Raw genomic sequence first — 25396 nt, 5'->3', positions numbered from 1 at the left:
CGGGTCAGGCCGGGGCGGGGGCGGTGCGGAACGCGTCGGCGTGACGTGCGCACCAGTCGGCGAAGGTGCGGGGGCGGCGTCCGAGCAGTCGCTGGACGGTGTCCGTACGGAACCCGACGGTGTCGGCCCGCATGAGGGCGAGGCTCTCGGTGACGGCGTCGGCCAGCGCCGGGGGCGCCCCGTGCGGGAAGCGGGACCGTACGGCCTCGGCCGGGGTGGCGGCGGCGCGGACCTCGATGGCGCGGCCGACCGTACGGGAGATGACCTGGACCTGCTCGGCGACGGTGAAGGTCTCGTCGCCGGTGAGGGCGTACTCCCGGCCCTGGTGGCCGGCTTCGGTCAGGGCGAGGGCGGCGACCTCGGCGATGTCCGCGGGGTCGATCGGCGCGTGGCGGCCCGGGCCGATCGGGTCCAGGACGTAGTTGCCGGCACGGAGGGTGGGGAGCCAGTCGAGCGCGTTGGTCATGAAGCCGCCGGGGCGCAGGAAGGTGGCGGGGATGCCGCAGGCGCGGACGAGCAGCTCGCGCTCGTGGTGCCAGCGCCCCATGGCGGGCATCGGATCGAAGCCGACGTGGAACGAGGACAGGTGCACGATGTGGCGCACCCCGGCGGCCTCAGCGGCGGCGAGGGCCGCGGCGGTGTAGTCGGTGCCGATGCCCTGGGTGAGCAGGAAGAGCCGGTCGACGCCGGCGAACGCGGGGGCCAGCGTGGCGGGTTCGCCCAGGTCGCCGACCGCGCGCCCGGCCCGCTCGGGCAGTCCGGCGGCGCGCGCGGGGTCGCGGACAAGGATGCGCAGCTCCGCTTCCCTCGCGTCGAGTTCACGGACGAGCGCCCGGCCGATGTTCCCGGTGGCACCGGTGACCAGTATCATCGTGGCTCCCCAAAGTCGTTTGCCGTCTAGCGAATTCAGAAAGACGTTAGCCGGTGAATGATTAGCCGTCAACTGATCTGTGTGCGGCGGGCGTTGGCTCCCGCACCCCACCGAAGGGCCGCGATGTCGGAGTTCCTGGACCTGCACGGCCGTACGTCGAAGGCGCTCCGGGCCCTGGCCGACGCGGCCATGCGGCGCCATGGGCTGCACGTCGGCCAGAACCACCTGCTCGCCGCGTTGTGGGAGCGGGACGGCCGTACGCCCGGCGAGGTCGCCGCAGCGCTCAACGTCACGACACCCACCGTCGTCAAGATGGCCGACCGGATGACCGCCGCCGGGCTGCTCACCCGTCGCCGTGACGACCGCGACAACCGCCTCGTCCGCCTCTGGCTCACCGACGCGGGGCGCGCGCTGCGTGAACCGGTGGAAGCGGAAAGGCGGTTGATCGAGGAGAAAGTCACCGCCGACCTCACCGGGGCCGAACGCGAAGCCCTCCTCAGCGGCCTGGCGAAGGTCCTCCGAGCGGCACGCGAGCTGTCGCGCGAGGCGGACGATCAGGACGGCGGACCGGGGGACGGCGCCTGACCGGAGGACGGCGGATCGAAGGGCCGCTGACCGAAGGGCCGCTGACCGAAGGGCCGCTGACCCTCACCAGTAGGTGAGGAGGAGATGGTTGAGCAGGAGGGCCAGGACGGCCTGGGCGGCGAGCCAGGCACGGCGGTCGGGGGCGGGGAGGAGCGCCGCGGTGGCGGGCAGCCAGAGGGTGAAGGGCAGCCAGATCCGCTCGGTCTCCGCCTTGCTCATGCCGGAGAGGTCGGCGGCGAGGAGCGCGAGCAGCATGGCGCAGGGCAGGAGGAGGACCGGGTCGAGCCGGGAGGGCCCGGAGAACCCGGAAGTCCGGGAGAAGCCGGTGAGCCGACCGAGCCCGGCGAGCCCAGAGGGCCGTGCGGGCTCGGAGGGGCGGCGCGGGGCGCGCAGCGCGCCCGGACCGGCGGCGAGCGCGCGGCGCAGGCCCGCGAAGGAGGCGAGGCCGGCGGCCGCGAGAACGGTGCCGAGGTCGCCGAAGAGCCAGTAGGAGTACGGCCGGTCACCGCCCGCCCCCTGGTAGTAGCGGATCTTGAGCAGGCGGTAGGCGTCCCACCAGTCGAAGCCGGCCAGGGTGAAGCAGACCGGCACGACGAGGGCGCCGAGCAGGAGCAGCGGGAGGGGCCGCAGGGTGCGGGTGGACCAGAGCAGGGCGACGACCGGCACGACCAGCAGGGTCAGCCCGTAGGAGAGGTAGAGCGCGAGCCCGAGCAGCAGCCCGCTGCCGAGCGCGGCGGCGGCCCGCCGGGACCGCGATCCGGCGGTGGCGGCGAGCGCCGACAGCGCCAGCGCCCAGGCGGCGACGGCGGCGAAGTAGCCGTCCGCGGAGGCGCCGACCCACACCGCCCCTGGGGTGAGGACGAGGAAGGGCGCGGCGGTCCGCGCGGCGCGCTCCGTGCCGAGCGCGCGCAGGGCGACCAGGACGGCGGCGGCCACCGACGCGCCCGTGGTGATGACGAACGCGCCCGCCCACGCGCCGCCGCCCAGCCCGATCCGGTCAAGACCGACGAAGGTCATCACCGCGGCGGCCGGGTGCCCGGCGACGTGCGCGTTCCAGTTGCCGGGCGAGCCGATGAGGATGTGGTGGGTGAAGTCCCGCAGCGTGGCGCCCGCGTGGCGGAAGCGCGGCACCTCGACGAGGTACTCGTTGCGGGTGGTGAGCCGGTTCGCCACACCGCGCCGCCACCCGTCCACGAGCGCGAGCGACCACGTCCAGGCCATGGCGGCCGCCCACGCGGCCCACGGCAGCGCCCGCCACGGCAGCCGCTCGGCGAGCCGGGGCCCGTAGCCGACCGCCAGGACGGCGACCGCGACGGCGGCGGGGGTGCCGGGGCCGACGTGCGGGTCCCAGGTGGCGAGCAGCGGCGGCCAGGGCGCGTGCAGCTTGCCGGTACGGTGCTCGATCCGGGTGCCGACGACGGCGACGACCGCGAAGAGCACGAGTCCGGCGCCGGCGGCGGCGAGGTCCCGGCGGCGCCCGGCCGCGGGCGCCGCGACGGGTCCGGCAGGGACTGCGGGGTCGGCAGGCACGGCGGGGTCGGCAGGCACGGCGGGAACAGCGGGTTCGCCGGGTTCGCGCGGCGGTTCGGCGCCGGGCTCGTGCAGGTTGGAGGGCGTGTCGGAGGGCGTGAGAGTCACCCGCCTCACCCTAGGCAGCGCGACCGGTCGTGCCCCGGCCCCGCACCAGGACGTCAGACTTTCGTCATACGTCGCAGCCCCGGTTCCGGCACCGCGCGGACCTACAGTCCGGGCCATGGAAGTCCCCTCCGACCCCACCCCGGACCGGCCCGAGCAGCCTCCGCCAGCGCAGCCGCCGCCAGCGCAGTCACCCTCCGAGCACCCGCCGCCGAAGCAGCCGGCCGCGCCGCAGCCGCCGCCCGGGCCCACCCCGTCCCGCGCCGCAGACGCACCCGCCTCCGGCCCCCGCCCCGCCGACGACGCGACGCCCACCCCCTCCCCCACCCCCACCTCGCCCCTCGCCCGCCTCAACTCCCTCCTCCCGCAGGGCCCTTGGCGCAGCCCCCTGCGCGGACCCTGGCTCACCTCCGTCTTCGGTGTGGTCCTGCTCGTCGGCATCCCCGTGCTGTTCGTCACCGGCCTGCTGTCGTACGCCGCCTACAACCCGAACCTGTCGCCGGTCAACGACAAGACCCCGGGCAAGGGCCTGCTGGGCTTCTACCTCTTCTCGTGGCCGACGCATCCGTACTGGCTGTACCGGGTCGACCAGGGCGTGCACGTCACGCTCGGGATCGTGCTGGTGCCGGTGCTGCTGGCGAAGCTGTGGTCGGTGGTGCCGAAGCTCTTCACGCTGCCGCCGGTCCGCTCGCCCGCGCACGCGCTGGACCGGCTGTCGCTGCTCCTGCTGGTGGGCGGCGGGATCTTCGAGTTCGTCACCGGCGTGCTGAACGTGCAGCTGGACTACCTCTTCCCCGGCTCGTTCTACCCGCTGCACTTCTACGGCGCCTGGGTCTTCTTCGGCGCGGTGGCCGCGCATGTCGCGCTGCGGCTGCCGAGGACCGTACGGGCCCTGCGCAGCCGGGACTTCAGGGCCGAGCTGCGCACGCCGGCCTCCCGTACGGTGCCGGAGGCCGCCGACGACTCCGGCCTGGTCTCCACGCATCCGGCGGCGCCGACGATGTCGCGGCGCGGGGCGCTGGGCCTGGTCGGACTCGGCTCGGTGGCGCTGTTCGTGGTCACCGCGGGCCAGAGCATCGGCGGGCCGCTGCGCGAGACCGCGCTGCTGGCGCCGCACGGCCGCGACCCGGGCACGGGCCCGAACGGCTTCCCGATCAACAAGACCGCGGCGCTGGCGCACATCCGCCCGCAGGACGTGGGCGAGGGCTGGCGGCTCGTGGTGCACGGCGCCGGCAACGGCCGGCGGGTCTCGCTGACCCTCGACGAGCTGCGGGCGATGGCCCGGCACGGCTCGGCGCTGCCGATCGCCTGCGTCGAGGGCTGGTCGACGTCGGACCAGCACTGGGAGGGGGTGCGGCTGGCCGACCTCGCGGCGCTGGTCGGCCACCCCACCGACCCGCCAGGGGTGTTCGTGGAGTCCGCGCAGCTGTCCGGGTCCTTCCGGGCGGTCGCGCTGCGCGCCAACCAGGTCCGCGACCCGCGCTCGCTGCTGGCGCTGCGGGTCAACGGCGCGGAGCTGTCCCACGACCACGGCTATCCGGCCCGGATCATCGTGCCGAACGCGCCCGGGGTGATGAACACCAAGTGGGTACGCCAACTCACCTTCGGCGCCACGACCTTCGGAGCCCGCGCATGAACGGCCGCATGCCGCACCGCCGTACGCCGACTCCCCTCCGTCGTGAGCCGGTTGCCCGCCGCCGTACGCCGGCTTCACCGCGCCGCGGTCCGATCGAGCGGTTCCGGGCGCTGTACGGCGCCTCCCCCGCACACCTGCTGATCCTCCTCGCCTCCTTCGCGGTCTGCGGGTACGCCGCCGAACGGCTGCTGGAGCGGGACTGGTTCGACGTGGCGAAGTGGGTGGTGGGCGCGGCGCTGCTGCACGACCTGGTGCTGCTGCCGGCGTACGCGGTCGCGGACTGGGCGCTGCACAAGGCGCTGGGCGCGCGGCGCTCGGCCCCGCGCAACGCCGTCGTCGACCACGTCCGGGTGCCCGCCTTCCTGTCCCTGCTGCTCCTGCTCGTGTACTGGCCGCTGATCAGCGGGGCCAGGACGCACTACGCGGCGGCGACCGCGCTGGACCCGGACGTCTTCCTCGGCCGCTGGGCGCTGATCACCGCCGCGCTCTTCGCGGCCTCCGGGGCGGCGTTCGCGCTGCGCCGGTGGCGGGCGGCGCGGCGGCCCGGGCGAGGACCGGCGCGCGCGGACCCGTCCGGATGAGGACGCGGAAGCGGAAGCGGGGTCCTTACGGACCTGTGACGCCCCCGCGCGCGGCCGCCCGCGAGCCGGGCACGGACCCTAGGGTCGGCGCCATGCGCGTACTCGTCACCGGCGGCGCGGGCTTCATCGGCTCCCACATCGTCGCCGCCCTCACCGCCCGCGGGCACGAACCGGTCGTCCTCGACGCCCTGCTGCCCTCCGCCCACCCGGTGCCTCCCGCGCTGCCGCCGTTGCCCGCCGCGCGGTGGCTGCACGCCGACGTACGGGACGGCGCGGCGGTCGCGGGCGCGCTGCGAGGCGTGGACGCGGTGTGCCACCAGGCGGCGATGGTCGGCCTCGGCAAGGACTTCGCGGACGCGCCGGCGTACACCGACTGCAACGACGTCGGCACGGCGGTGCTGCTCGCCGCGATGGCCGCGGCCGGGGTGCGCGACCTGGTGCTCGCCGGTTCGATGGTCGTCTACGGCGAGGGCCGCTACGACTGCGCGCGGCACGGCCGGGTCGGGCCGGGCCCGCGCGCCGCCGGGGAGCTGGCGGCGGGCCGCTTCGAACCGCCGTGCCCGGTCTGCGGCGCGCCGCTGGCCCCCGGGCTGGTCGACGAGGACGCGCCGACCGACCCCCGCAACGTCTACGCGACGACCAAGCTCGCCCAGGAACACCTGGCCGCGTCCTGGGCGCGCGCCACCGACAGCCGTGCGGTCGCCCTGCGTTACCACAACGTCTACGGTCCCGGCATGCCGCGCGACACCCCGTACGCCGGGGTGGCGTCCTTCTTCCGCTCGTCCCTCGCGCGCGGCGAGGCGCCGCAGGTGTTCGAAGACGGCGGCCAGCGGCGCGACTTCGTGCACGTCCGCGATGTCGCGGCAGCCAACGTCCTTGCTCTGGAGGCGGTTTCGGGCCGCCCGCCGGGCACCTTCCGCGCCTACAACGCCGGCAGCGGCACCCCGCACACCGTCGGCGAGATGGCCCGAGCCCTGGCGGACGCGCACGGCGGCCCGGCCCCCGTGGTCACCGGCCGGTTCCGGCTCGGCGACGTCCGGCACATCACGGCGTCCTCGGCGCGGCTGCGCGACGAGATCGGCTGGCGACCGCAGGTCGAATTCCTCGACGGGGTACGGGAGTTCGCGCACGCCGGGCTGCGCGGTCAGGCCCCGGCGGCGGCTCGTCCGGCGGCGGAGCGGACCGGTGCGCGATGACGACCCTGCTGGTGATCGCCAAGGAGCCGGTGCCGGGCCGGGTCAAGACCCGCCTGACGCCTTATCACTCTCATGACGAGGCGGCGCTGCTGGCGCGGGCCGCGCTCACGGACACGCTGTCGGCGGTGCTGCGCACGCCCGCGACGCGCCGGGTGCTGGTGCTGGACGGTGCGCCCGGGCGGTGGCTGCCCCCGGGGTTCGAGGTGGTGCCGCAGGTGGCGGGCGGGCTGGACGAGCGGCTGGCGGCGGCGTTCGGGATGTGCCGGGGCCCGGCGGTGCTGGTGGGCATGGACACCCCTCAGCTCACCCCGGAGCTGCTGCGGCCCGCGGTGGAACCGTTCGCCTGGCGGGAGTGCTCGGCGTGGTTCGGGCCCGCGGCCGACGGCGGGTTCTGGGCGCTGGGCCTGGCCGACCCCGACCCGGCGCTGCTGCGCGGGGTGCCGATGTCGAAGCCGTGGACCGGGCGGGCCCAGCGCGACCGGCTGCTCGCGGCGGGGCTGGCCGTGCGCGATCTGCCGGTGCTGCGCGACGTGGACACCGCGGCGGACGCGAGGGAGGTGGCCGCGCTCGCGCCCGGCACCCGCTTCGCGCGGACGCTGGCGGCGCTGGCCGCGACGAGGCGGGCCGCGACGGGGCAGGCCAGGACGGGACGGGCCGCGACCGGTCTCTCCGGTGCGGAAACCCCGGGCGCGGGCCCGGGAAGGGCTACGGCTCGAAGCGGTAGCCCATCCCCGGCTCGGTGATGAGGTGGCGCGGCCGGGCCGGATCGGGTTCGAGCTTGCGGCGCAACTGCGCGAGGTAGACCCGGAGGTAGTTGGTCTCCGAGCGGTAGGACGGTCCCCACACCTCCTGGAGCAGCTGTGTCTGCGTGACCAGCCGCCCGGGGTTGCGGACCAGGACTTCGAGCAGGTGCCACTCGGTGGGGGTGAGCCGTACGTCGGCGCCGCCGCTGCCGTGCACCTTCTTCGCGGCCAGGTCCACCGTGAAGGCGTCGGTGACGACCACGGCCTGGTCGTCGGCGCCCGCGCCGGTGCCGGGTTCCGCGCGGCGGACCGCTGCACGCAGCCGGGCCAGCAACTCGTCCATCCCGAACGGCTTGGTGACGTAGTCGTCGGCGCCCGCGTCGAGCGCCTGGACCTTCTCCTTGGAGGCGTGCCGGGCCGACAGCACGATGATCGGCACCCGGGTCCAGCCGCGCAGCCCGCGGATCACCTGGGCGCCGTCCATGTCGGGCAGGCTCAGGTCGAGCAGCACCACGTCGGGGTTGTGGGCGGCGGCCAGCCGCAGCGCGCCCGCGCCGTCGGGCGCGGCGTCCACCTCGTAGTGGCGGGCCCGCAGGTTGATCACCAGCGCCCGCACCAGCTGGGGTTCGTCGTCCACTACCAGGACCCGGGTCATCGTTCGGGCACTGCCTCTCGCAGATCGGGGTCGGGGGTGGCGCCGGGCGCGGTGGGCAGCGTGAAGACCATGCTCAGGCCGCCTCCGGGGGTGTCCTCGGCGGTCAGGGTGCCGCCCATCGCCTCGGTGAAGCCGCGGGCCACCGCCAGGCCGAGGCCGACGCCCGTACCGGCCGGGGGCGCGTCGCCGTAGCGCTGGAACGGTTCGAACACCAGGTCCTTCGCCTCCTCCGGTACGCCCGGACCGCGGTCGATCACCCGCACCTCGACCCGGGTGCCGTCCGGCAGCGCCAGCGGGTCGGCCCTGATCACGACCGGGGCGCCCGGCGGGCTGTACTTGACGGCGTTCTCCACCACGTTGGCGACGGCCCGCTCCAGCAGTCCGGTGTCGGCGCGCACCAGCGGCAGCGCCTCCGGCACCTCCAGCCGTACGGCGTCGGCCGGCACTTCGGCGAGCGCGGCCGGCACCACCTCCTCCAGGGCGACGTCGCGCAGCAGCGCGTTGACCGCGCCGGTGCGCAGCCGGCTCATGTCGAGCAGGTTGCCGATGAGGTGGTTGAGCCGGTCGGCGCCGGTCTCGATGCCGGCGAGCAACTCCGCCTCGTCCTCGGCGCTCCAGTCCACCTCGTCGGAGCGCAGCGAGGTGACGGCCGCCTTGATGCCGGCGAGCGGGGTGCGCAGGTCGTGCGAGACCGCGGCGAGCAGCGCGGTGCGGATACGGTTCCCCTCGGCGAGCCGGCGCGCTCGGGCGGCCTGCTCGGCCAGCCGCCTGCGCTCCAGCAGCGCGGCGGTCTGCGCGGCGAACGCGACCAGCACCCGGCGGTCCTGGGCCGGCAGCACCCGCCCGTTCAGCGCCAGCACCAGCCGCTCGCCGGCCGGCACCTCCACGTCGGCCCCTTCGGGTTCCACCGCGGGATTCGGCCCGACCGAGGCCGCGGTACGCCATCCGCCCTGCCGCCCCGGCCATCCCGCGCCGCCCGCCCGGCCGGCCCCGCCGGGCGCCGGTGCGGCCTGGCCGCCCCCTCCCGCGCTGCCGGGGGGACCCGAGGCGCCCGAGGCACCGATCCGCCGGCCCGCGTCCGCCCGACCGCCCCGGCCCCCGCTGCCGGCCGCGGGCGCCGCACCCTCGTCGTCAGGGCCGCCGTCCGCGTCCGCCGCGGTGGCGCCCGCGAGTCCGTCAGGGGCGCCCCCGCCGGAGGCGTCCACCGGGCCGGAAGCGTCCGCGTCGTGGTACTCCAGCAGCGCCGCGGACTCCATCGCGAAGGTCTCGCGCACCCGGTCGAGCAGCGCGGTGATGCTGTCGGTGCCGTCCTCGCCGCGCAGGACGGCACCGGCGAGGTAGCCGAGGATCTCGGTCTCGGCGCGGCTGCGGGCGGCCTGTTGGGCGCGGCGGGCGGCGAGGTCCACCACGGAGGCGACCGCGATCCCGACGGCGACGAAGATCACCAGGGCGAGCAGGTTCTGCGGGTCGGAGATGGTGAAGGTGTGGGTGGGGGGCGCGAAGAAGTAGTTGAGCAGGAGCGAGCCGAGCAGGGCCGCGGCGATCGCCGGGAAGACCCCGCCGACCAGGGCGGCGGCGACCGTGAGCGTGAGGAAGAGCAGCAGCGGCGTGGTGAGCCCGGGCGAGCCGGAGCCGGCCCGCAGCGCGAGGGTGAGCAGCGGCGGCCCGCCGAGGCCGATCAGCCAGCCGCCGACCGCGCGGGCCCGGCCCAGGCCGATCGGCAGCCGCCCGGGCAGCCGGGGCCGGCCGCCGGCGACGTGCTCGTGGGTGACGATGTGCACGTCGATGTCGCCGGACTCGCGGGCCACGGTGGCGCCGACCCCGGGCCCGAGGACGTACTGCCAGGCTTTGCGGCGGCTGGAGCCGAGCACGATCTGGGTGGCGTCCACGCCGCGCGCGAAGTCGAGCATCGCGGCGGGGATGTCGCCGCCGACCACGGAGTGGTAGCTGCCGCCGAGGTCCTCGACCAGCCGGCGCTGCCCGCCAAGGTCGCCCGCGGACGCGCCGACCAGGCCGTCGGAGCGCACCACGTGCACCGCGAGCAGTTCGCTGCCGGACCCCTTCGCCGCGATCCGGGCGGCCCGCCGGATCAAGGTGGCGCCCTCGGGGCCGCCGGTGAGGCCGACCACGATGCGCTCGCGGGTCTGCCAGGTCTGGGCGATGCCGTGCTCGGCGCGGTAGCGCAGCAGGTACTCGTCGACCCGGTCCGCGGTCCACAGCAGCGCCAGTTCGCGCAGCGCGGTGAGGTTGCCGGGCCGGAAGTAGTGCGACAGGGCGGCGTCGACCCGGTCGGGGGCGTAGACGTTGCCGTGCGCGAGGCGGCGGCGCAGCGCGTCGGGGTCCATGTCGACCAGCTCGATCTGCGCGGCGCGCCGGACCACCTCGTCGGGCACGGTCTCCTGCTGCCGCACCCCGGTGATGCCCTCGACGACGTCGCCCAGGGACTCCAGGTGCTGGATGTTGACGGTGGAGACCACGTCGATGCCCGCCCGCAGCAGTTCCTCGACGTCCTGCCAGCGCTTGGCGTGGCGGCTGCCGGGCACGTTGGTGTGGGCCAGCTCGTCGACGAGCGCGACCTTGGGGCGGCGGGCCAGCACCGCGTCGAGGTCCATCTCGGTGAACTCCGCGCCGCGGTGCGCCACGCGGCGCCGGGGGACGGACTCCAGGCCGGCGAGGAGTTCGCGGGTGCGGGGGCGGCCGTGGTCCTCGACGTAGGCCGCGACCACGTCGGTGCCGCGGGCCAGCCGGCGGTGGGCCTCGCCGAGCATGGCGTAGGTCTTGCCCACGCCCGGGGCGGCGCCGAGGTAGATCCGCAGACTGCCGCCGTGCGACGTGGCCACCGGTACCTCTCCCTCTCGCTCTCGCGTATCCACCGCCTTCGCGCTCCGCGGGCACCTTCGAGCATAGGGCGCCCGGCGCCCGCGCATCGCGCGCGACCAGCGGGAGTGCGGCGCCCTCGCCCGCGTCCCGCCCGGCCGGCCACGGCGCCCTCCGCGGCGGCCCGCCCGGCCGGCGGGGCACCAGACCGAAACGCGTTAAGGACGCGCTAAGATCCCCGGCTCGCACCCCCGAATGTCCGATTCGCCCCGACTCCGTGCAGTAGTGATAGGGAAGCCCGCCCACCCTTTCGAATTCCCGAACGGACTGCCCATGCTGTCGTCCACCACCCGGCCCGCGACCGCGGCGCTCCCCGAGAGCCACGGGTACCGGGTGAAGAAGCACCTGCTGGGCAAGCCGCTGGTCACCGAGCAGCTGAAGGGCGAGCGGCTGTCCAACCCGATCGCGCTGGGCGTGCTCGCCTCGGACTGCATCTCCTCGATGGCGTACGGCTCCGAGCAGATGCTGGTGGTGCTGATCCCGGCGATCGGCGTCGCGGCGTTCACCGCGCTCATACCCCTGACCGCGGCGATCCTGTGTGTCCTGCTGCTGCTGACGCTCTCCTACCGCGACGTGGTCATGGCCTACACCCGGGCCGGTGGCTCCTACGTGGTGGCCCGGGAGAACTTCGGACCGCGGATCGCCCAGGTCGCCGCGGTCGCGCTGCTGATCGACTACATCGTCACCGTCGCGGTCCAGGCGGCGGCCGGCACCGACGCGCTGGTGTCGCTGATCCACCTGCTGTGGGGCGACGCCCGCCTGACCGCCCTGGACGACAACAAGCTCTTCATCACCATCGGGGTGGTGCTCCTGCTGTGCTGGGGCAACCTGCGCGGCATCCGTGAGGCGGGCCGCTCCTTCGCCCTGCCCGCCTACCTGTTCATCAGCGCGATGGCGCTGCTGATCATCACCGGCTTCACCCGCTTCCTGCTCGGTGACCACTCCCGCATCGACGTGCACACCCCGGGCATGGTCGGCCTCGGCACCGACACCCACGGCTTCTTCTACGGCGCCTCGCTGCTGATCCTGCTGCGCGCGTTCGCCAACGGCGGCTCGTCGCTGACCGGCCTGGAGGCGATCTCCAACGGCGTCAGCGTCTTCCGCAGCCCGCAGGGCCCCAACGCCCGCCGCACCATGGTCGCGATGTCCTGCATCCTGGGCACCGGCGTCCTCGGGGTGTCCCTGCTCGCGCACATCACGCACGCCACGCCGTACGTCGCGCAGACCCCGACCGTCGTCTCGCAGGAGGCGAGTTGGGCCTTCGGCGGCAACTGGTACGGCACCGCGGGCCTGGTCTTCGTGCAGCTCGCGACCGCGCTGATCCTCTACATGGGGGCGAACACCTCCTTCAACGGCTTCCCGTTCCTGGCCAGTTTCGTGGCCGAGGACTCCTTCCTGCCCCGCCAGCTCACCCGGCGCGGCCACCGGCTGGCCTTCTCCAACGGCATCATCGTGCTGACCGTGGTGTCGCTGACGCTGCTGATCGCCACCAAGGGCAGCCTGAACGCGCTCGTCGGGCTCTACGCGATCGGGGTGTTCTCCGGCTTCACCATGGCCGGCGCCGGCCTGGTCCGGCACCACTGGAGGTCGCGCGACGGCAGGTGGCGGGCGAAGCTCGCGCTCAACGGCCTGGCCTGCGGGGTGTCGCTGCTGGTCGCCCTGATCTTCGCGGTGACCAAGTTCACCGAGGGCGCGTGGGTGGTGGTGCTGGTGTTCCCGATCGGCGTGTGGGCGCTGATCAAGGTGAACAAGCGCTACCGCGAGGAGGCCGCCGCGCTGGCGGCCGCGCCCGCCGACGCCACCCAGCCGCGCGCCGACAGCCAGGTGATGTACATCCTGGTGGACCGGGTCGACCTGGCCGTGCTCAAGGCGATCCGCTACGCCCGCGCGCTGCGGCCGACCGAGATCCGCGCGGTGCACGTCATGGTCGACGCCCAGGAGGCGAAGCGGCTGGCGGCGCAGTGGAACCGCACCGAGGTCGGCGACCTGCGGCTGGAGATGGTGGAGTGCCCGGACCGCCGGATCAGCCGCGCGGTGCTCGAACTGGTCGACCGCCGCATCCGCGAGCAGCGCGCCCAGGTCACCCTGCTGATCCCCGAGCGCAACTACTCCCCGATCCTCGGCCGTCTGCTGCACCGGCGCACCGCCGACCACATCGCCCGCGCGGTCGGCCGGCTGCCCGACGTCGTGGCCACCATCGTCCCGTTCGACGTCGCCGAGCCGCACGAGGAGCGCGCGCCCGACGGTTCGGCCGCCGCCCGCCGCCCGTGACCGGGGTTGCCCTCCTGGACATGGGCAGGGTGCCCGCGGGCGTACCGGCGGCGGAGCAGGCCCGCGCGGTGAAGGAGTCGACGCCCGGGCCGGCCGCGGGGCGCCCGGGGGGCGCGCCGCGGGCGTAGCGTGTCCGGATCGCGCACCGACCCGGAGGGAACAGCGTGATCGAGGAGTTGACGGCCTTCGTGCGCGCCCGCATGACGGAGGACCTGACGTACGCGTGGGGCGGCGCCGTCGCGGGCGGGCAGTGGACGGCCGACGGGCCGCGCCTGGTCGTGGACGGCGGCGCCGCGTTCGAGATGGCGGCGCCGCTCGCCGCGCACACCGCCCACCACGACCCGGCGCGGGTGGTCCGCGCGGTCGCCGCCAAGCAGGCGATCGTCGCCAGGTGCGAACGCCACCTGGCGCAGGGCGCGCCCGGGCTCGACGCCCGCGACAGCGAGCTGCTCGTCGCGCAGATCCTCGTCGCGCTGGCCGCGGAGTGGGTGTCCCACCCCGACTACCGCGCCGAGTGGAACGGCTCCCCTGCCGGCGGAACGTAACCCCCTTCGGGCGAACGGCCGTACGCGCGGCCCGGCACACCCACCGATCCCCTGAGGCGATATGCCGTATGTCAGGCGCCGTAGGAGTACCCGGCGCCGGCATCAGCACGCCGTACGCAACCTGCCGTACGCCGCCTCGCACTTCGCACCCCTTTGGCCCGGGGGTGGCGCGGATACGGCAGTGGGCCGCTCCGGGTCGATCGGAGCGGCCCACCGCGACGCGCGGCCGTCGTATGCCGGACGGTCGGCCGCGCGCGTCTCACCACCGGTACCAGCGGCCCCTCCCGGAGCCGGACCCCGGCCGGATCAGGAATCCGAGCAGCCACAGCACCAGCACGACCACCGCGACCCACCAGAGGATCTGCACGGCGAATCCGAATCCGAACAGAAGCAGTGCCAGCAAGAGCACAACGAGCAACGGTCCCATGGTTACCAGCCTCCTGGACGACCGTGTGCCCCCGTTCCGCCTCCGCACTCCGCTCCACGGGCCCCGGGTCGGTGGTGGCCGTCATGCGCTATGTTCGATGACCATGTCGCCGAACAGCCAGCCCGCCCAGCGCCCCGCGGCCCCGCCCGCCGAGGCGCTGCGGGTGATCAACTTCGACCTGGCCCGCGGCCAGCGCTTCGGCGAGCACGAGCACACCACGCACCAGCTGGTGTGGTCCCCGGCGGGCGTGCTGACCGTGGACATCGCGGACCACTCGTGGGTGCTGCCGCCGACCCTGGCGCTGTGGATACCCGCCGGGGTCCCGCACACCACGGGCGCCACCCGCCCGGCGCGGATGCGCAGCGTCTACCTGCTGCCGGACCGCTGCCCGGTGCGCTGGACGCAGCCGACCGTGGTCGGGGTGCCGCCGCTGCTGCGGGAGTTGATCACCCACCTGGGCGCCCCCGACCTCGGCGCGGAGCCGCGGGCCCGGGCGGAGGCCGTTCTCTTCGACCTGGTGCGACCGGTCGCGGTGACCACGATCGAGCTGCCGATGCCCAAGGACGGGCGGGCCCGCAAGGTCGCCGAGGCGCTGCTCGCCCGCCCGGCGGACCACCGCCCGCTGGAGGAGTGGGGCCGGGAGGTCGGTGCCAGCGCCCGCACCCTGGCCCGGCTGTTCAGCGCCGAGACCGGGATGTCCTTCGGCCGCTGGCGGACCCGGGCCCGGCTGCGGGCGGGGCTCGAACACATGGCGGCCGACCGCCCGTTGGCGGCGGTCGCCCACCACGTCGGCTACACCACGCCCAGTTCCTTCATCGCCGCCTTCCGCCAGGAGACCGGCCGCACCCCCGGCGCGTACTTCACCGCGCGCTGAGCCTCCGCGCCGAGCCTCCGCGCTGAGCCTCCGCGCCGGGCGTCACAGCGAGCCGAGCGCCTTCTCGAAGTCGCCGAGGGCCGCGATCGCGTCCTCGTAGCCGCCGGGCAGGAAGTAGACGCTGCCGAAGAGGTGGCCGGCCTTGGTGGCGGCGAGTTGCCGGAACGACTTCTGGGCGAAGAGCTTGGGGCCGAGGTTGGCGGGCTTGCCGTCGTTGGTCGTGTAGTAGAAGATCGCGTCGGCGTCGGAGAGCTTGCCGGTCACCAGCTCGTAGGAGACGGACTGCTGCTCGGCGAGCCGGGTGCTGCCGGTGGCGAAGACGGCGCCCGCGTCCGCGAGGATGCCGCCGATCGGCGAACCGTGCCCGTACAGCCACCAGTTGCCCTCGTCGAAGCCGCCCTGGAGCAGGTCCCATCGGGTGCGGGCGAGCACGGCGGCGTGCGCCTTCTTGATGGCGGCGGCGCGCTCGGTGTAGCGCTGCTTGAGCTTGGTCAGGGCGTCGGGGACGCCGAGGACGGTCGCGGTCTGGTCGGACATGTCGCGCCAGGGCGCCTTGGACTTGCTGAACGGGAGCAGCACGGTGGGGGCGAGCGCGGTGAACTGGTCGTAGGGGAGGTTCGCCTGGGCGTCGATGCCGATGATCAGATCGGGCTTGAGCGCGGCGACCTTCTCCACCTGGATGGCGCCGCCGACGCCGTCGGAGACCTTGGGTATCGCCTTCCACCGGGCGAGGTCGCGCGGCGGGACGTACTCCTCGCCCGCGTTGAAGACGCCCGCCGGGGTCAGCCCGAGGTCGAACATCGCGGCCATCGGGAAGTCGTTGATCGCCACCACGCGCTTGGGCGCGGCCGGCACCTTCACCGGCCCCTTGGCGGTGTCGACGGTACGGGTGCCCGAACTTCCCTTCGACGCCTTGCCGGAGCCGCCCTCCGAGCCCGAACCGCCGCCGTTGGAGCCGCAGGCGGCGAGCCCGAAGAGCGCGGCGCCGGCGGCTCCCGCGGTCAGCAGCCCGCGCCGGGTCGGACGGCCGGCGAGGCGGCCGGTGGGCTCGCCGTCGGATGCGGCGGCCGGCTCGGCGAGCGGGCGGGGCGGCAGGGACATCGGGACCTCCGGTACGGCGACAGGCACGGCCGGCGAGCGGACCAAGCCAGAACTTAGGGTGACCTAACTTTGGCTACCCTAAGTGGAATCTCCGGCGCGAGATCTCCGCTCGGACGCCTGATAGCGCCAGCCCGACAGCGACGCGGCGGATCGGCGGGGCCACACAGCCGCCCCGCGAGGGGTCAACGCGCCGTCCGCACAAGCCCTTTCGGCCACCCGGCCCGGCCGGACGCACCCGGCGCCGGCGACCGCGAGGCGACGAGAACCCCGCGCGCGGTGTCCGTCCAGCGACACAGAACGGCCGTCCATCGCGGGATGGACGCCGCCTCATGGGGGCAGCACGCGGGGGCGAGGGCGGTCGGCCGTAAAGATTTAGGTTAGCCTCCCCTTACTTCCCGGGGAGGGAAGTCCGCCGAGGAGAGCCCCATGAACGTCTCGCGCGCCCGAGTCGGGCCCGCCCCGGCCGCCGGGTCCGGTGGGTCCGGTGGGTCCACCAGGTCCGCCGGAACCGTCCGGCGCGCCCCCGCCCCCGCCCCGGCCTCGGTCCCGGGGCGCCGGCGCGCCACCGCCCTGTCCGCGGGGCTGCTCGTCGCCGCGGCCGTACTCACGCTCGCGGTCGTGGCCAGCCTCGCCATCGGCGCCAAGTCGGTGCCGCCGGGCACCGTCTGGGACACGGTGTTCCACCACGACCCGAACAACGCCGACCAGGTCATCGTCACCTCGCTGCGCCTGCCGCGCACCGTGATCGGGCTGCTCGCCGGGGCCGCGCTCGGCCTGTCCGGCACCCTCATGCAGGGCCTGACCCGCAACCCGCTCGCCGACCCCGGCCTGCTCGGCGTCAACTCCGGCGCCTCGCTCGCCGTCGTCACCGCGATCAGCGTCTTCGGGGTGACCTCCTTCACCGGCTACGTGTGGTTCGGCTTCGTGGGTGCCGCGGCCGCCGCGCTGCTCGTCTACGCCGTCGGGTCGCTCGGCCGCGAGGGCGCCACCCCCGTCAAGCTCGCGCTCGCCGGCGCCGCGGTCAGCGCGGGCCTGTCCTCGCTGACCACCGCCGTACTGCTCACCGACACCGCGACGTTCGACCAGTTCCGGTTCTGGGAGGTCGGCTCGCTGGCCGGGCGCGGGCTGTCCACCGCGTACCAGGCCGGGCCGTTCGTCCTGGTGGGCGCGGTGTGCGCGCTCGGCTCCGGGCGCCTGCTCAACACCCTCGGCCTCGGCGACGACGCCGCGCGGGGCCTGGGCCAGAACGTGGCGGCCGCAAGGCTGTTCTGCGCGCTGTCAGTGGTCCTGCTCTGCGGCTCGGCCACCGCCCTGGCCGGGCCGATCGCCTTCGTGGGCCTCACCGTGCCGCACACCGTGCGCTTCTTCACCGGGCCCGACCACCGCTGGATACTGCCGTACTCGATGCTGATCGCCCCCGCCCTCCTGCTCGTCTCCGACGTGGTCGGCCGCGTCGCGGCCCGCCCGGGCGAGATCCAGGTCGGCATCGTCACGGCCGTGATCGGGGCGCCCGTCCTCGTCGTCCTGGTACGCCGCAGCCGATTGGCGGGACTGTAGATGGCCGCGAACGCCTCCGGCGGCAGCCGGACCGGCCTCCCCTCGCCGCGCCCGGCAGCCACGGCCGCGGCCACGGGAACGGGACCAGGAACGGGAACGGGAACGGCTACGGCTACGGCTACGGCTACGGCTACGGCTACGGCCGCCATCGGAGCGGTCGGCGCGGGCTCGGCTCCCGGACGGGGCGTCTCCGCGGAGGCGCTGCGGGCCGTACAGGCCGCGCGCAGCCGGCCGCGGGTGCGGGCGAGCGCGGTCACGCTCGCCATGGCGGTGGTGGTCTTCGGGCTGTTCTGCGCGTCGCTGTCGGTGGGGAGTTTCCGTGTCCCGGTGCTGGACGTGCTGCGGACGCTGGGCGGCGGTGGCGACGCCGGGACCCGGTTCATCGTGGTGCAGGTGCGGATGCCGCGCGCGATGACGGGAGTCGCGGCGGGTGCGGCCTTCGGGCTGTCCGGGGCGGTCTTCCAGTCGCTGATCCGCAATCCGCTGGCGAGTCCCGACGTCATCGGGATCACCGCGGGCGCGAGTGCCGCGGCCGTGATCTCGATCGTGGTGTTCTCGCTGTCGGGCACGGCGGTGTCGCTGACCGCGGTGGCCGGGGCGCTGGTGACGGCGCTGCTGATCTACCTGCTCGCGTGGCGCCGGGGCGTGACCGGCTACCGGCTGGTGCTGGTCGGTATCGGGGTCGCGGCGGCGCTGTCCAGCGTGGTCTCCTTCCTGCTCACCCGCGCCGACGTCTACACCGCGCAGCAGGCGCTGCTGTGGCTGACCGGCAGCCTCAACGGCGCGGACTGGCCGCGGGCGCGCGGGGTGCTGTACCCGCTGGTGGTGCTGCTGCCGGCCGCGTTCGTCGCCGCCCGCACGCTGCCCGCGCTCGGCCTCGGCGACGACGCCGCGCGGGGGCTGGGCGTCCGGGTGGAGCGCGGCCGGCTGGGGCTGATCCTCGCCGGGGTCTGCCTGGCCGCCGTGGCCACGGCGGCCGCCGGGCCGGTCGCGTTCGTCGCGTTCCTGTCCGGGCCGGTCGCCCGCCGGCTGCTGCACGGCCGCGGTCCGGCGCTGGTGCTGTCCGCGCTGACCGGCGCCGCCCTCATGCTCGGCTGCGACTTCGCCGGGCAACACCTGCTGGGGCCGACCGAGTTCCCGGTCGGCGTGGTCACCGGGGTGCTGGGTGCGCCCGCCCTGCTGTGGCTGCTCGCCCGCGCCAACCGTGTCGGCCAGGGAGGCTGAACCCTTGAGCAACACCGATACCAACGCCGATACCGACGCCGACACTGACGCCGCGGCCGGAGCGACGGCCGACAGCGCGGCCGGTGCCCCCGCCGGCGGTACCGCCGACATCACCGCCGGCGCCACGACCCGTGCCGCGACCGGCGACCGGGCCCGCGCCGACCGGGACGCGACCGCACCGGACGCCGCCGCACCGGACGCCGCCGCACCGGACGTCCCCGGCCGCGCCCTCGCGGACCCGCCGAGTTCGCTCGCCGCCAGCGAGGTGCACCTGGGGTACGAGCAGCGGACCGTGGTCCGCGGGGTGAGCGTCGAGATCCCCACCGGTCAGGTCACGATGATCGTCGGCCCGAACGCCTGCGGGAAGTCCACGCTGCTGCGGGGCCTGGCCCGGCTGCTCACGCCGAGCGCGGGCGAGGTGCTGCTCGACGGCCGCAGCATCCACTCCCTGCCGACCAAGCAGGTGGCCGAGCGGCTCGGAATACTCCCGCAGACGCCGATCGCGCCGGACGGTATCCGGGTCGTGGACCTCGTGGGGCGCGGCCGCTACCCGCACCAGGGGTGGTTCCGGCGCTGGACCGCCGCCGACGACGAGGCGGTCACCGAGGCGCTGGCCGCGACCGACACGCTCGATCTCGCGGACCGCTCGGTGGACGAGCTCTCCGGGGGGCAGCGGCAACGGGTCTGGATCGCCGTCGCGCTGGCCCAGCGCACCGGCGTGCTCCTGCTCGACGAGCCCACCACGTATCTCGACCTGCCGCACCAGGTCGAGGTCCTGGACCTCGTCACCGACCTCAACCGCGAGCGCGGCGCCACGGTCGTCACCGTCCTGCACGACCTCAACCTCGCCTGCCGCTACGGCGACCACCTCATCGCCATGAAGGACGGCGAGATCTGCGCGGAGGGGGCGCCGCGCGAGGTCGTCACCGTGGAGACGGTCCGCGAGATCTTCGGCATCGACTGCAGGGTCGTCTCCGACGAGGTCTCGGGCACCCCCCTGGTCCTCCCCATCGGCCGCCACCACGTGCTCCGCTAGGCCGTGTCCGACCATGACGGTTCCGGTCCGCTCCCGGCCACCGGCGCGGGGCCGGGAGCGGACCGGAACCGTCGCGGCAGGGGGCCGCGGGGCGGGGCACCCCCCGAATGGGCGCGCCATCGTCGGCTGCCCGCCCGTGAGCGGGTACTGCTGACGTACCCGAGCCGCAAAGGACCCCCATGCCCACCGGTCTGAACGACGAGGAACTGTCCGCGCTGGACGCCCACTGGCGTGCGGCGAACTATCTGGCCGTCGGCCAGATCTACCTGCTCGACGGCAACCCGCTGCTCAAGGAGCCGCTGCGCCCGGAGCACGTGAAGCCGAGGCTGCTGGGCCACTGGGGCACCTCCCCCGGCCTGAACCTGGTGCACACCCACCTGAACCGGGTGGTGAAGGCCCGCGACCTGGACGCGATCTGCGTGTGGGGCCCGGGCCACGGCGGCCCCGCGGTGCTGGCGAACTCCTGGCTGGAGGGCAGCTACAGCCGCACCTACCCCGACATCACCCGGGACAGCGCCGGAATGGGCCGGCTGTTCCGCCAGTTCTCCTTCCCCGGCGGGGTGCCCAGCCACGTGGCACCGGAGACCCCGGGGTCGATCCACGAGGGCGGCGAGCTGGGCTACGCCCTGTCCCACGCCTACGGTGCCGCGTTCGACAACCCCGGTCTGCTGGTGACCTGCGTGATCGGCGACGGCGAGGCCGAGACGGGACCGCTGGCCACCTCCTGGCACGGCAACAAGTTCCTCGACCCCCGGCACGACGGCGCCGTGCTGCCGATCCTGCACCTGAACGGCTACAAGATCGCCAACCCCACCGTCCTGGCCCGGCTCCCCGAGGACGAACTCGACGCGCTGCTGCGCGGCTACGGACACGACCCGATCCACGTCATCGGCGACGAACCCGCCGCGGTGCACCGTGCGATGGCCGCGGCAATGGACACCGCGCTGGACCGGATCACCGCGCTCCAGGAGGCGGCCCGTACGGGTGGGGACCCGGCGGCGGACGGCGTCGACCGGCCGCGCTGGCCGATGATCGTGCTGCGCACCCCGAAGGGCTGGACCGGCCCGGCGGTGGTCGACGGCCTGCCGGTCGAGGGCACCTGGCGCGCCCACCAGGTCCCGCTCTCCGAAGTCCGCACCAACCCCGAACACCTGCGGCAACTGGAGGAGTGGCTGCTGTCCTACCGCCCCACCGAGCTCTTCGACGACGCCGGCCACCCCCGCGAGCAGGTGCTGGCCTGCGTGCCGTCCGGCGACCGGCGGCTGGGCGCGAACCCGCACACCAACGGCGGGCTGCTGCTGCTCGACCTGCCGGTCCCCGACCTGGACGAGTTCGCGGTCGCGGTCGAGCGGCCCGGCACCGGAATGCACGAACCGACCCGCGTGCTGGGGCAGTTGCTGGAGCAGGTGATGGCCGACACCGCGCAGCGCCGCGACTTCCGGATCGTCGGTCCCGACGAGACCGCCTCCAACCGCCTCGACGCGGTCTACGCCGCCTCGGGCAAGTCCTGGCAGGAGCGGCTGGTGGACACCGACGAGCACCTCGACCGGCACGGCCGGGTGCTGGAGATCCTCTCCGAACACACCTGCCAGGGCTGGCTGGAGGGCTACCTGCTCACCGGCAGGCACGGCCTGTTCTCCTGCTACGAGGCGTTCGTCCACATCGTAGACTCCATGGTCAACCAGCACATCAAGTGGCTGCGCACCACCCGCAGGCTGCCGTGGCGGCGCCCGATCGCCTCCCTCAACTACCTGCTCACCTCGCACGTCTGGCGCCAGGACCACAACGGCTTCTCGCACCAGGACCCCGGCTTCATCGACCACGTCCTGAACAAGTCCCCCGAGGTGGTCCGCGTCTACCTCCCGCCGGACGCCAACACCCTCCTGTCGGTCGCCGAACACGCCCTCAAATCGCGGGACTACGTCAACGTCATCGTCGCCGGCAAGCAACCCTGCTTCGACTGGCTGACGATGGACGAGGCCCGCGCGCACTGTGCCCGCGGCGCGGGTATCTGGGAGTGGGCCGGCACCGAGGACGGCACCCGCGAACCGGATGTCGTGCTGGCCTGCGCCGGCGACGTGCCCACCCAAGAGGTGCTGGCCGCCGCCCAGTTGCTCCGCCACCACCTGCCGCAGCTCGCGGTGCGCGTCGTCAACGTCGTGGACCTCGCGCGTCTGCTGCCGGAGAAGGAGCACCCGCACGGCATGTCCGACCCGCAGTACGACGCGCTGTTCACCGCTGACCGGCCGGTGATCTTCGCGTACCACGGCTACCCGTGGCTGATCCACCGGCTCGCCTACCGCCGTACCGGCCACCGCGACCTTCATGTGCGCGGCTACAAGGAGATCGGCACCACCACCACGCCGTTCGACATGGTCGTCAGCAACGACCTCGACCGCTACCGCCTGGTCATGGACGTCATCGACCGCGTGCCGGGGCTTGCCGTACGGGCCGCACCCGTACGGCAGTTGATGGAGGACACCCGGCTGCGGCACCGGAGCTGGATTCGGGCTCACGGCACCGACCTGCCGGAGGTGGCCGACTGGCGGTGGGACGGCTGAGGGCACGCACCGCCGCGGGTGCGTTGCCGCTCGCCGTCAGGAGGTGGCGGGAGGCGGGGAACGGGTGGTGCGGGCGGGCTGGTTGGCGGGGGGCGCTGGGGCTCCGGTGGCGGGGTTCGAGACTGCATATTTACGGCGCCTGCGGGTGATTCCGATCATTACTGTCTCTCCTCGCGCCACAAATATACGAACGTCTCGAACCCCGCCCCCTTCGCCCCCGCTTGCTCCCTCCAGGGCTCCAGGGGCCAGGGGGCTCCACGGGCCGGGGCTCCACGGGCTGGGGCTCCACGGGCTGGGGTTCGTGGTTCGGGGGTGGTGGGCTCCGCTGGCGGGGTGGGGTTCAGAGGGGGTGGGTGGTTCGGGGGGGGTGGTGGGGGCTGACTCCGCGCTCGGCGAAGCTGACACGGTGGCGGGAGGCAAGACGGGCAGGTGGCGGGGGTGGGACCCGGGGGCGGCGTACCGGGGGGTGCGGGGCGGGGGTGCCCGCGGGCGTACTCCTGTGGGGGTAGTGGGGGGCGGGATACCCGCTCGGGAGGCGGGGGGAAGTCGGTCCTCGGCGGGACGATCGCGGCGGCGTGGCCGGAAACGATGGTCGGGTGTCCGGGCGCCGGGTGCCCGGGGTGACGACCGTTGAGAGGGGAACCCACCATGAGGGCCGCAGAGTTGGGGGCGGGCGCCGGGCCGGGGGCCGGTGGTCCGGGAGGGGGGCGCCGGGGGGTGCGGCGACTGCCGTGGCTGGTGCTGGCGCTGTGGATCGGGGTGCTGGCCGTGGCGGTGCCGCTGGCCGGCCGGCTCGGGGACGTGCAGCGCGACAGCGTGGTGGACTATCTGCCGGCGAGTGCCGACTCCACCCAGGTCGCCAAGATCCAGCAGGAGTTGCCGGGTGGTGAGGCCACCGACCTGGTGATCGTCTACCACCGTGACGGCGGCCTCACCGCGGCGGACCGCGATACGGCCGGCCGGCAGACCGCCCGGCTGGCGCGTACCTACCGGCTCAGCGGTGACGCGGCGCCGACGGGTGTGCCGTCGAAGGACGGCAGCACGCTGATGTACCCGGTCTCCAGCACCCAGCCCGGCCAGGACTCCGATGCGAAGCGGAAGTTCGTCGACGGGGTGCGGGACATCACCACGGGCGGGCACGGGCTGACGGTGAAGGTCGGCGGACCGGGCGGGCTGGACGCCGACGCGGCGGAGGTCTACGGCTCGCTGGGCGGTCCTCTGCTCTACACCACCGTGCTGGTGGTGGCGGTGCTGCTGATCCTGATCTACCGCAGCCCGGCGCTGTGGCTGGTGCCGCTCTTCGCGGCCGGCGCCGCGGACGTGCTGTCGATGGCGGTGACGTACCTGCTCAACCGGGCGTTCGGGATCACCGTCAGCGGCCAGAGTTCGGGGGTGATGACGATCCTCGTCTTCGGTGTGGGCACGGACTACGCGCTGCTGCTGGTGGCCCGCTACCGCGAGGAACTGCGGCGCACCGCCCGGCCGTACGACGCGATGCGCACCGCGCTGCGCCGGTGCGCCCCGGCGGTCCTGGCGTCGGCCGGCACCGTGGCCGCGGGCATGCTGTGCCTGCTGGCGGCGGACCTCAACAGCAGCCGCGGCATGGGTCCGGCCGCCGCGGTGGGCGTGCTCAGCGCGCTGGCGGCGATGGTGACGCTGCTGCCCGCGCTGCTGGTGCTGCTGGGACGGCGGCTGTTCTGGCCGCTGGTGCCGGAGCCGGGCACCGAGCCGCAGCAGCGGCGCGGCGGCTTCACGGCGATCGGCGGGCTGGTCGGTCGCCGACCGGTGGCGGTGCTGGTCTCCGGCGTGGTGCTGCTCGGCGCGCTGGCGTTGGGCGTGCTGCACCTGCCGGGCAGCGTGAAGCAGCAGGACAGCTTCGCCACCCGGCCGGACTCGATCGTGGCGGCGCAACTCCTCGCCAAGGCGTATCCGGACCAGGCGAGCCAGCCGATCACGGTGATCTCGCCGGCCGGTGCGGCGGCCGCGGCCGAGCGGACCGCCCGCGGCACCGGCGGCGTGGCGGAGGTCCGGCCTGGACGCACCGGCGGCGGCTGGAGCGAGTTCTTCGTCACCGCCGACAGCCCGCCGCAGTCCGCCGCCGAGACCGCGACCATCAGGCAGTTGCGGTCGGCGCTGCACGGCTCCTACGTCGGCGGGCCCAGCGCGCAGCAGATCGATCTGCGGTCCACCAACAGCCGGGACCGCGCGCTCGTGGTGCCGATCGTGCTGGCGGCCGTGGTGCTGATCCTGATCCTGCTGCTGCGCAGCCTGGTCGCGCCGCTGCTGCTGGCCGCCGCCGTGATCGCGGTGTGGGGTTCCGCGCTGGGCGTCGGCGGGCTCGTCTTCGGGCCGGTCTTCGGCTTCCACGGCACCGATCCGGGGCTGGCGCTGCTCAGCTTCGTGTTCCTGGTCGCCCTCGGCGTGGACTACGGCATCTTCCTGATGCACCGCATGCGGGAGGAGGCGCTGCACGGCGCGCCGCCGCGGCAGGCCACGCTCGGCGCGCTGCGGACCACCGGCGGGGTGATCACCTCGGCGGGGATCGTGCTGGCGGCGACGTTCTCGGTGCTGGTGAACATGCCGCTGGTGCAACTGGCCGAGCTGGGCTTCGTGATCGCGGTCGGGGTGCTGCTGGACACGTTCGTGGTGCGGACGTTCCTGGTGACGTCGGCGTCCCTGCTGCTGGGGCGGCGGCTGTGGGCGCCGGGCACGCTCGGCCGGGTCCGCCCTCAGCACGGCGGACCCGGCGACGGACCGGGCGGCGGACCTGGCGGCGATGCGGGTGACGGCGGCAACGACTCTGCCCGCGGCGGCGGCGATGCGGGTGCCGGCAACCACGGCATTGACGGTGCCGGCGGCGCTGCGGGTCACGGCGGCAACGACTCTGCCCGCGGCGGGCGTTCGCAGGCGACCGGGGGCGCGGACGGCGAGGGGGCGGCCGGCACCGAGCAGCCCGCACCGGCCGCCGGCTGACGCGCTACGGCCGGCACGTCGATCGTCGTACGCCACCGGGCGGGCGCC

General features: G+C 74.6%; 19 protein-coding genes. 13 read left to right on the top strand and 6 right to left on the bottom strand.

Features of this window, described 5'->3' with window-relative positions:
- Window positions 1–4: 4 nt before the first annotated feature.
- Complete coding sequence (locus tag ACIPAE_RS30930; RefSeq protein ID WP_402449707.1) at window positions 5–871, bottom strand: NAD(P)H-binding protein; 867 nt, start codon at window positions 869–871, stop codon at window positions 5–7.
- 123 nt (window positions 872–994) lie between these two features.
- On the opposite strand from ACIPAE_RS30930, the gene ACIPAE_RS30925 reads away from it, so the two are divergent.
- The gene (locus tag ACIPAE_RS30925) at window positions 995–1456 is read left to right on the top strand and encodes a MarR family winged helix-turn-helix transcriptional regulator (RefSeq protein ID WP_329371070.1); all 462 of its coding nucleotides are present in this window, start codon (window positions 995–997) and stop codon (window positions 1454–1456) included.
- A gap of 63 nt (window positions 1457–1519) precedes the next feature.
- Here ACIPAE_RS30925 and ACIPAE_RS30920 read toward each other — a convergent pair whose 3' ends face one another.
- Complete coding sequence (locus ACIPAE_RS30920) at window positions 1520–2986, bottom strand: hypothetical protein (RefSeq protein ID WP_402449745.1); 1467 nt, start codon at window positions 2984–2986, stop codon at window positions 1520–1522.
- A 223-nt stretch (window positions 2987–3209) separates the two neighbouring features.
- On the opposite strand from ACIPAE_RS30920, the gene ACIPAE_RS30915 reads away from it, so the two are divergent.
- The 4 genes from ACIPAE_RS30915 to ACIPAE_RS30900 all read left to right on the top strand — a co-directional run bounded on the left by ACIPAE_RS30915 (window position 3210) and on the right by ACIPAE_RS30900 (window position 7247).
- Window positions 3210–4727 (top strand): molybdopterin-dependent oxidoreductase, encoded by a 1518-nt coding sequence (locus ACIPAE_RS30915; protein ID WP_402449704.1) that lies wholly within the window; start codon window positions 3210–3212, stop codon window positions 4725–4727.
- Window positions 4724–5308: a hypothetical protein gene (locus tag ACIPAE_RS30910; protein ID WP_402449702.1), complete on the top strand. Its 585-nt coding sequence runs from the start codon at window positions 4724–4726 to the stop codon at window positions 5306–5308. Before ACIPAE_RS30915 ends, ACIPAE_RS30910 begins: the two co-directional genes overlap by 4 nt.
- Window positions 5309–5400: 92 nt before the next feature.
- Complete coding sequence (locus ACIPAE_RS30905) at window positions 5401–6504, top strand: NAD-dependent epimerase/dehydratase family protein (RefSeq protein WP_402449699.1); 1104 nt, start codon at window positions 5401–5403, stop codon at window positions 6502–6504.
- A complete protein-coding gene (locus tag ACIPAE_RS30900) occupies window positions 6501–7247 on the top strand; it encodes a DUF2064 domain-containing protein (protein WP_402449697.1) in 747 nt (248 codons plus the stop codon). Before ACIPAE_RS30905 ends, ACIPAE_RS30900 begins: the two co-directional genes overlap by 4 nt.
- Here ACIPAE_RS30900 and ACIPAE_RS30895 read toward each other — a convergent pair.
- On the bottom strand, window positions 7210–7902 hold the full coding sequence (locus ACIPAE_RS30895; protein ID WP_329371059.1) for a response regulator: 693 nt from the start codon (window positions 7900–7902) through the stop codon (window positions 7210–7212). The genes ACIPAE_RS30900 and ACIPAE_RS30895 overlap by 38 nt on opposite strands.
- Window positions 7899–10742, bottom strand: coding sequence for a DUF4118 domain-containing protein (locus ACIPAE_RS30890; RefSeq protein ID WP_366410627.1), 2844 nt, complete (start codon window positions 10740–10742; stop codon window positions 7899–7901). Before ACIPAE_RS30890 ends, ACIPAE_RS30895 begins: the two co-directional genes overlap by 4 nt.
- Window positions 10743–11052: 310 nt before the next feature.
- Between ACIPAE_RS30890 and ACIPAE_RS30885 the strand changes: the two genes are divergently transcribed.
- Window positions 11053–13050: an APC family permease gene (locus tag ACIPAE_RS30885; protein WP_328462181.1), complete on the top strand. Its 1998-nt coding sequence runs from the start codon at window positions 11053–11055 to the stop codon at window positions 13048–13050.
- Window positions 13051–13214: 164 nt separating this feature from the next.
- A complete protein-coding gene (locus ACIPAE_RS30880) occupies window positions 13215–13595 on the top strand; it encodes a DUF6221 family protein (RefSeq protein WP_329371055.1) in 381 nt (126 codons plus the stop codon).
- Between the two features lie 259 nt (window positions 13596–13854).
- On the opposite strand, the gene ACIPAE_RS30875 is transcribed toward ACIPAE_RS30880, so the two are convergent.
- Complete coding sequence (locus ACIPAE_RS30875; RefSeq protein WP_328462185.1) at window positions 13855–14022, bottom strand: hydrophobic protein; 168 nt, start codon at window positions 14020–14022, stop codon at window positions 13855–13857.
- Between the two features lie 97 nt (window positions 14023–14119).
- Here ACIPAE_RS30875 and ACIPAE_RS30870 point away from each other — a divergent pair, with 97 nt between their 5' ends.
- Window positions 14120–14896, top strand: a complete 777-nt coding sequence (locus ACIPAE_RS30870; protein WP_402449692.1) for an AraC family transcriptional regulator — start codon at window positions 14120–14122, stop codon at window positions 14894–14896.
- A 42-nt stretch (window positions 14897–14938) separates the two neighbouring features.
- Here ACIPAE_RS30870 and ACIPAE_RS30865 read toward each other — a convergent pair whose 3' ends face one another.
- Window positions 14939–15997 carry an ABC transporter substrate-binding protein gene (locus ACIPAE_RS30865; RefSeq protein ID WP_402449690.1) on the bottom strand — a complete coding sequence of 353 codons (1059 nt, stop codon included), beginning with the start codon at window positions 15995–15997 and terminating at the stop codon, window positions 14939–14941.
- A 426-nt stretch (window positions 15998–16423) separates the two neighbouring features.
- Between ACIPAE_RS30865 and ACIPAE_RS30860 the strand changes: the two genes are divergently transcribed.
- The 5 genes from ACIPAE_RS30860 (at window position 16424) to ACIPAE_RS30840 (ending at window position 25348) form a co-directional block, all read left to right on the top strand.
- Window positions 16424–17554 carry a FecCD family ABC transporter permease gene (locus ACIPAE_RS30860; protein ID WP_402449687.1) on the top strand — a complete coding sequence of 377 codons (1131 nt, stop codon included), beginning with the start codon at window positions 16424–16426 and terminating at the stop codon, window positions 17552–17554.
- Window positions 17555–18778 carry a FecCD family ABC transporter permease gene (locus tag ACIPAE_RS30855; protein WP_402449685.1) on the top strand — a complete coding sequence of 408 codons (1224 nt, stop codon included), beginning with the start codon at window positions 17555–17557 and terminating at the stop codon, window positions 18776–18778.
- Between the two features lie 265 nt (window positions 18779–19043).
- The gene (locus ACIPAE_RS30850) at window positions 19044–19814 is read left to right on the top strand and encodes an ABC transporter ATP-binding protein (protein ID WP_402449743.1); all 771 of its coding nucleotides are present in this window, start codon (window positions 19044–19046) and stop codon (window positions 19812–19814) included.
- A 179-nt stretch (window positions 19815–19993) separates the two neighbouring features.
- Window positions 19994–22375, top strand: coding sequence for a phosphoketolase (locus tag ACIPAE_RS30845; RefSeq protein WP_402449683.1), 2382 nt, complete (start codon window positions 19994–19996; stop codon window positions 22373–22375).
- A gap of 648 nt (window positions 22376–23023) precedes the next feature.
- Window positions 23024–25348, top strand: a complete 2325-nt coding sequence (locus ACIPAE_RS30840) for an MMPL family transporter (RefSeq protein WP_402449680.1) — start codon at window positions 23024–23026, stop codon at window positions 25346–25348.
- Window positions 25349–25396 lie beyond the last annotated feature (48 nt).

Origin of the sequence: Streptomyces sp. NPDC087270, from assembly GCF_044744625.1 — a bacterium.
In the GTDB taxonomy this organism is placed as follows: domain Bacteria; phylum Actinomycetota; class Actinomycetes; order Streptomycetales; family Streptomycetaceae; genus Actinacidiphila.
The sequence above is the reverse complement of the archived record's forward strand: the minus strand, read 5'-3'. Positions and strand labels throughout refer to the sequence as shown.

What these genes read in the sequence shown, in the direction of transcription:
- ACIPAE_RS30930 (WP_402449707.1), bottom strand. Translation starts at nt 871, where the DNA reads ATGATACTGGTCACCGGTGCCACCGGGAACATCGGCCGGGCGCTCGTC.
- ACIPAE_RS30925 (WP_329371070.1), top strand. Translation starts at nt 995, where the DNA reads ATGTCGGAGTTCCTGGACCTGCACGGCCGTACGTCGAAGGCGCTCCGG.
- ACIPAE_RS30915 (WP_402449704.1), top strand. Translation starts at nt 3,210, where the DNA reads ATGGAAGTCCCCTCCGACCCCACCCCGGACCGGCCCGAGCAGCCTCCG.
- ACIPAE_RS30910 (WP_402449702.1), top strand. Translation starts at nt 4,724, where the DNA reads ATGAACGGCCGCATGCCGCACCGCCGTACGCCGACTCCCCTCCGTCGT.
- ACIPAE_RS30905 (WP_402449699.1), top strand. Translation starts at nt 5,401, where the DNA reads ATGCGCGTACTCGTCACCGGCGGCGCGGGCTTCATCGGCTCCCACATC.
- ACIPAE_RS30900 (WP_402449697.1), top strand. Translation starts at nt 6,501, where the DNA reads ATGACGACCCTGCTGGTGATCGCCAAGGAGCCGGTGCCGGGCCGGGTC.
- ACIPAE_RS30895 (WP_329371059.1), bottom strand. Translation starts at nt 7,902, where the DNA reads ATGACCCGGGTCCTGGTAGTGGACGACGAACCCCAGCTGGTGCGGGCG.
- ACIPAE_RS30885 (WP_328462181.1), top strand. Translation starts at nt 11,053, where the DNA reads ATGCTGTCGTCCACCACCCGGCCCGCGACCGCGGCGCTCCCCGAGAGC.
- ACIPAE_RS30875 (WP_328462185.1), bottom strand. Translation starts at nt 14,022, where the DNA reads ATGGGACCGTTGCTCGTTGTGCTCTTGCTGGCACTGCTTCTGTTCGGA.
- ACIPAE_RS30870 (WP_402449692.1), top strand. Translation starts at nt 14,120, where the DNA reads ATGACCATGTCGCCGAACAGCCAGCCCGCCCAGCGCCCCGCGGCCCCG.
- ACIPAE_RS30865 (WP_402449690.1), bottom strand. Translation starts at nt 15,997, where the DNA reads ATGTCCCTGCCGCCCCGCCCGCTCGCCGAGCCGGCCGCCGCATCCGAC.
- ACIPAE_RS30860 (WP_402449687.1), top strand. Translation starts at nt 16,424, where the DNA reads ATGAACGTCTCGCGCGCCCGAGTCGGGCCCGCCCCGGCCGCCGGGTCC.
- ACIPAE_RS30855 (WP_402449685.1), top strand. Translation starts at nt 17,555, where the DNA reads ATGGCCGCGAACGCCTCCGGCGGCAGCCGGACCGGCCTCCCCTCGCCG.
- ACIPAE_RS30845 (WP_402449683.1), top strand. Translation starts at nt 19,994, where the DNA reads ATGCCCACCGGTCTGAACGACGAGGAACTGTCCGCGCTGGACGCCCAC.
- ACIPAE_RS30840 (WP_402449680.1), top strand. Translation starts at nt 23,024, where the DNA reads ATGAGGGCCGCAGAGTTGGGGGCGGGCGCCGGGCCGGGGGCCGGTGGT.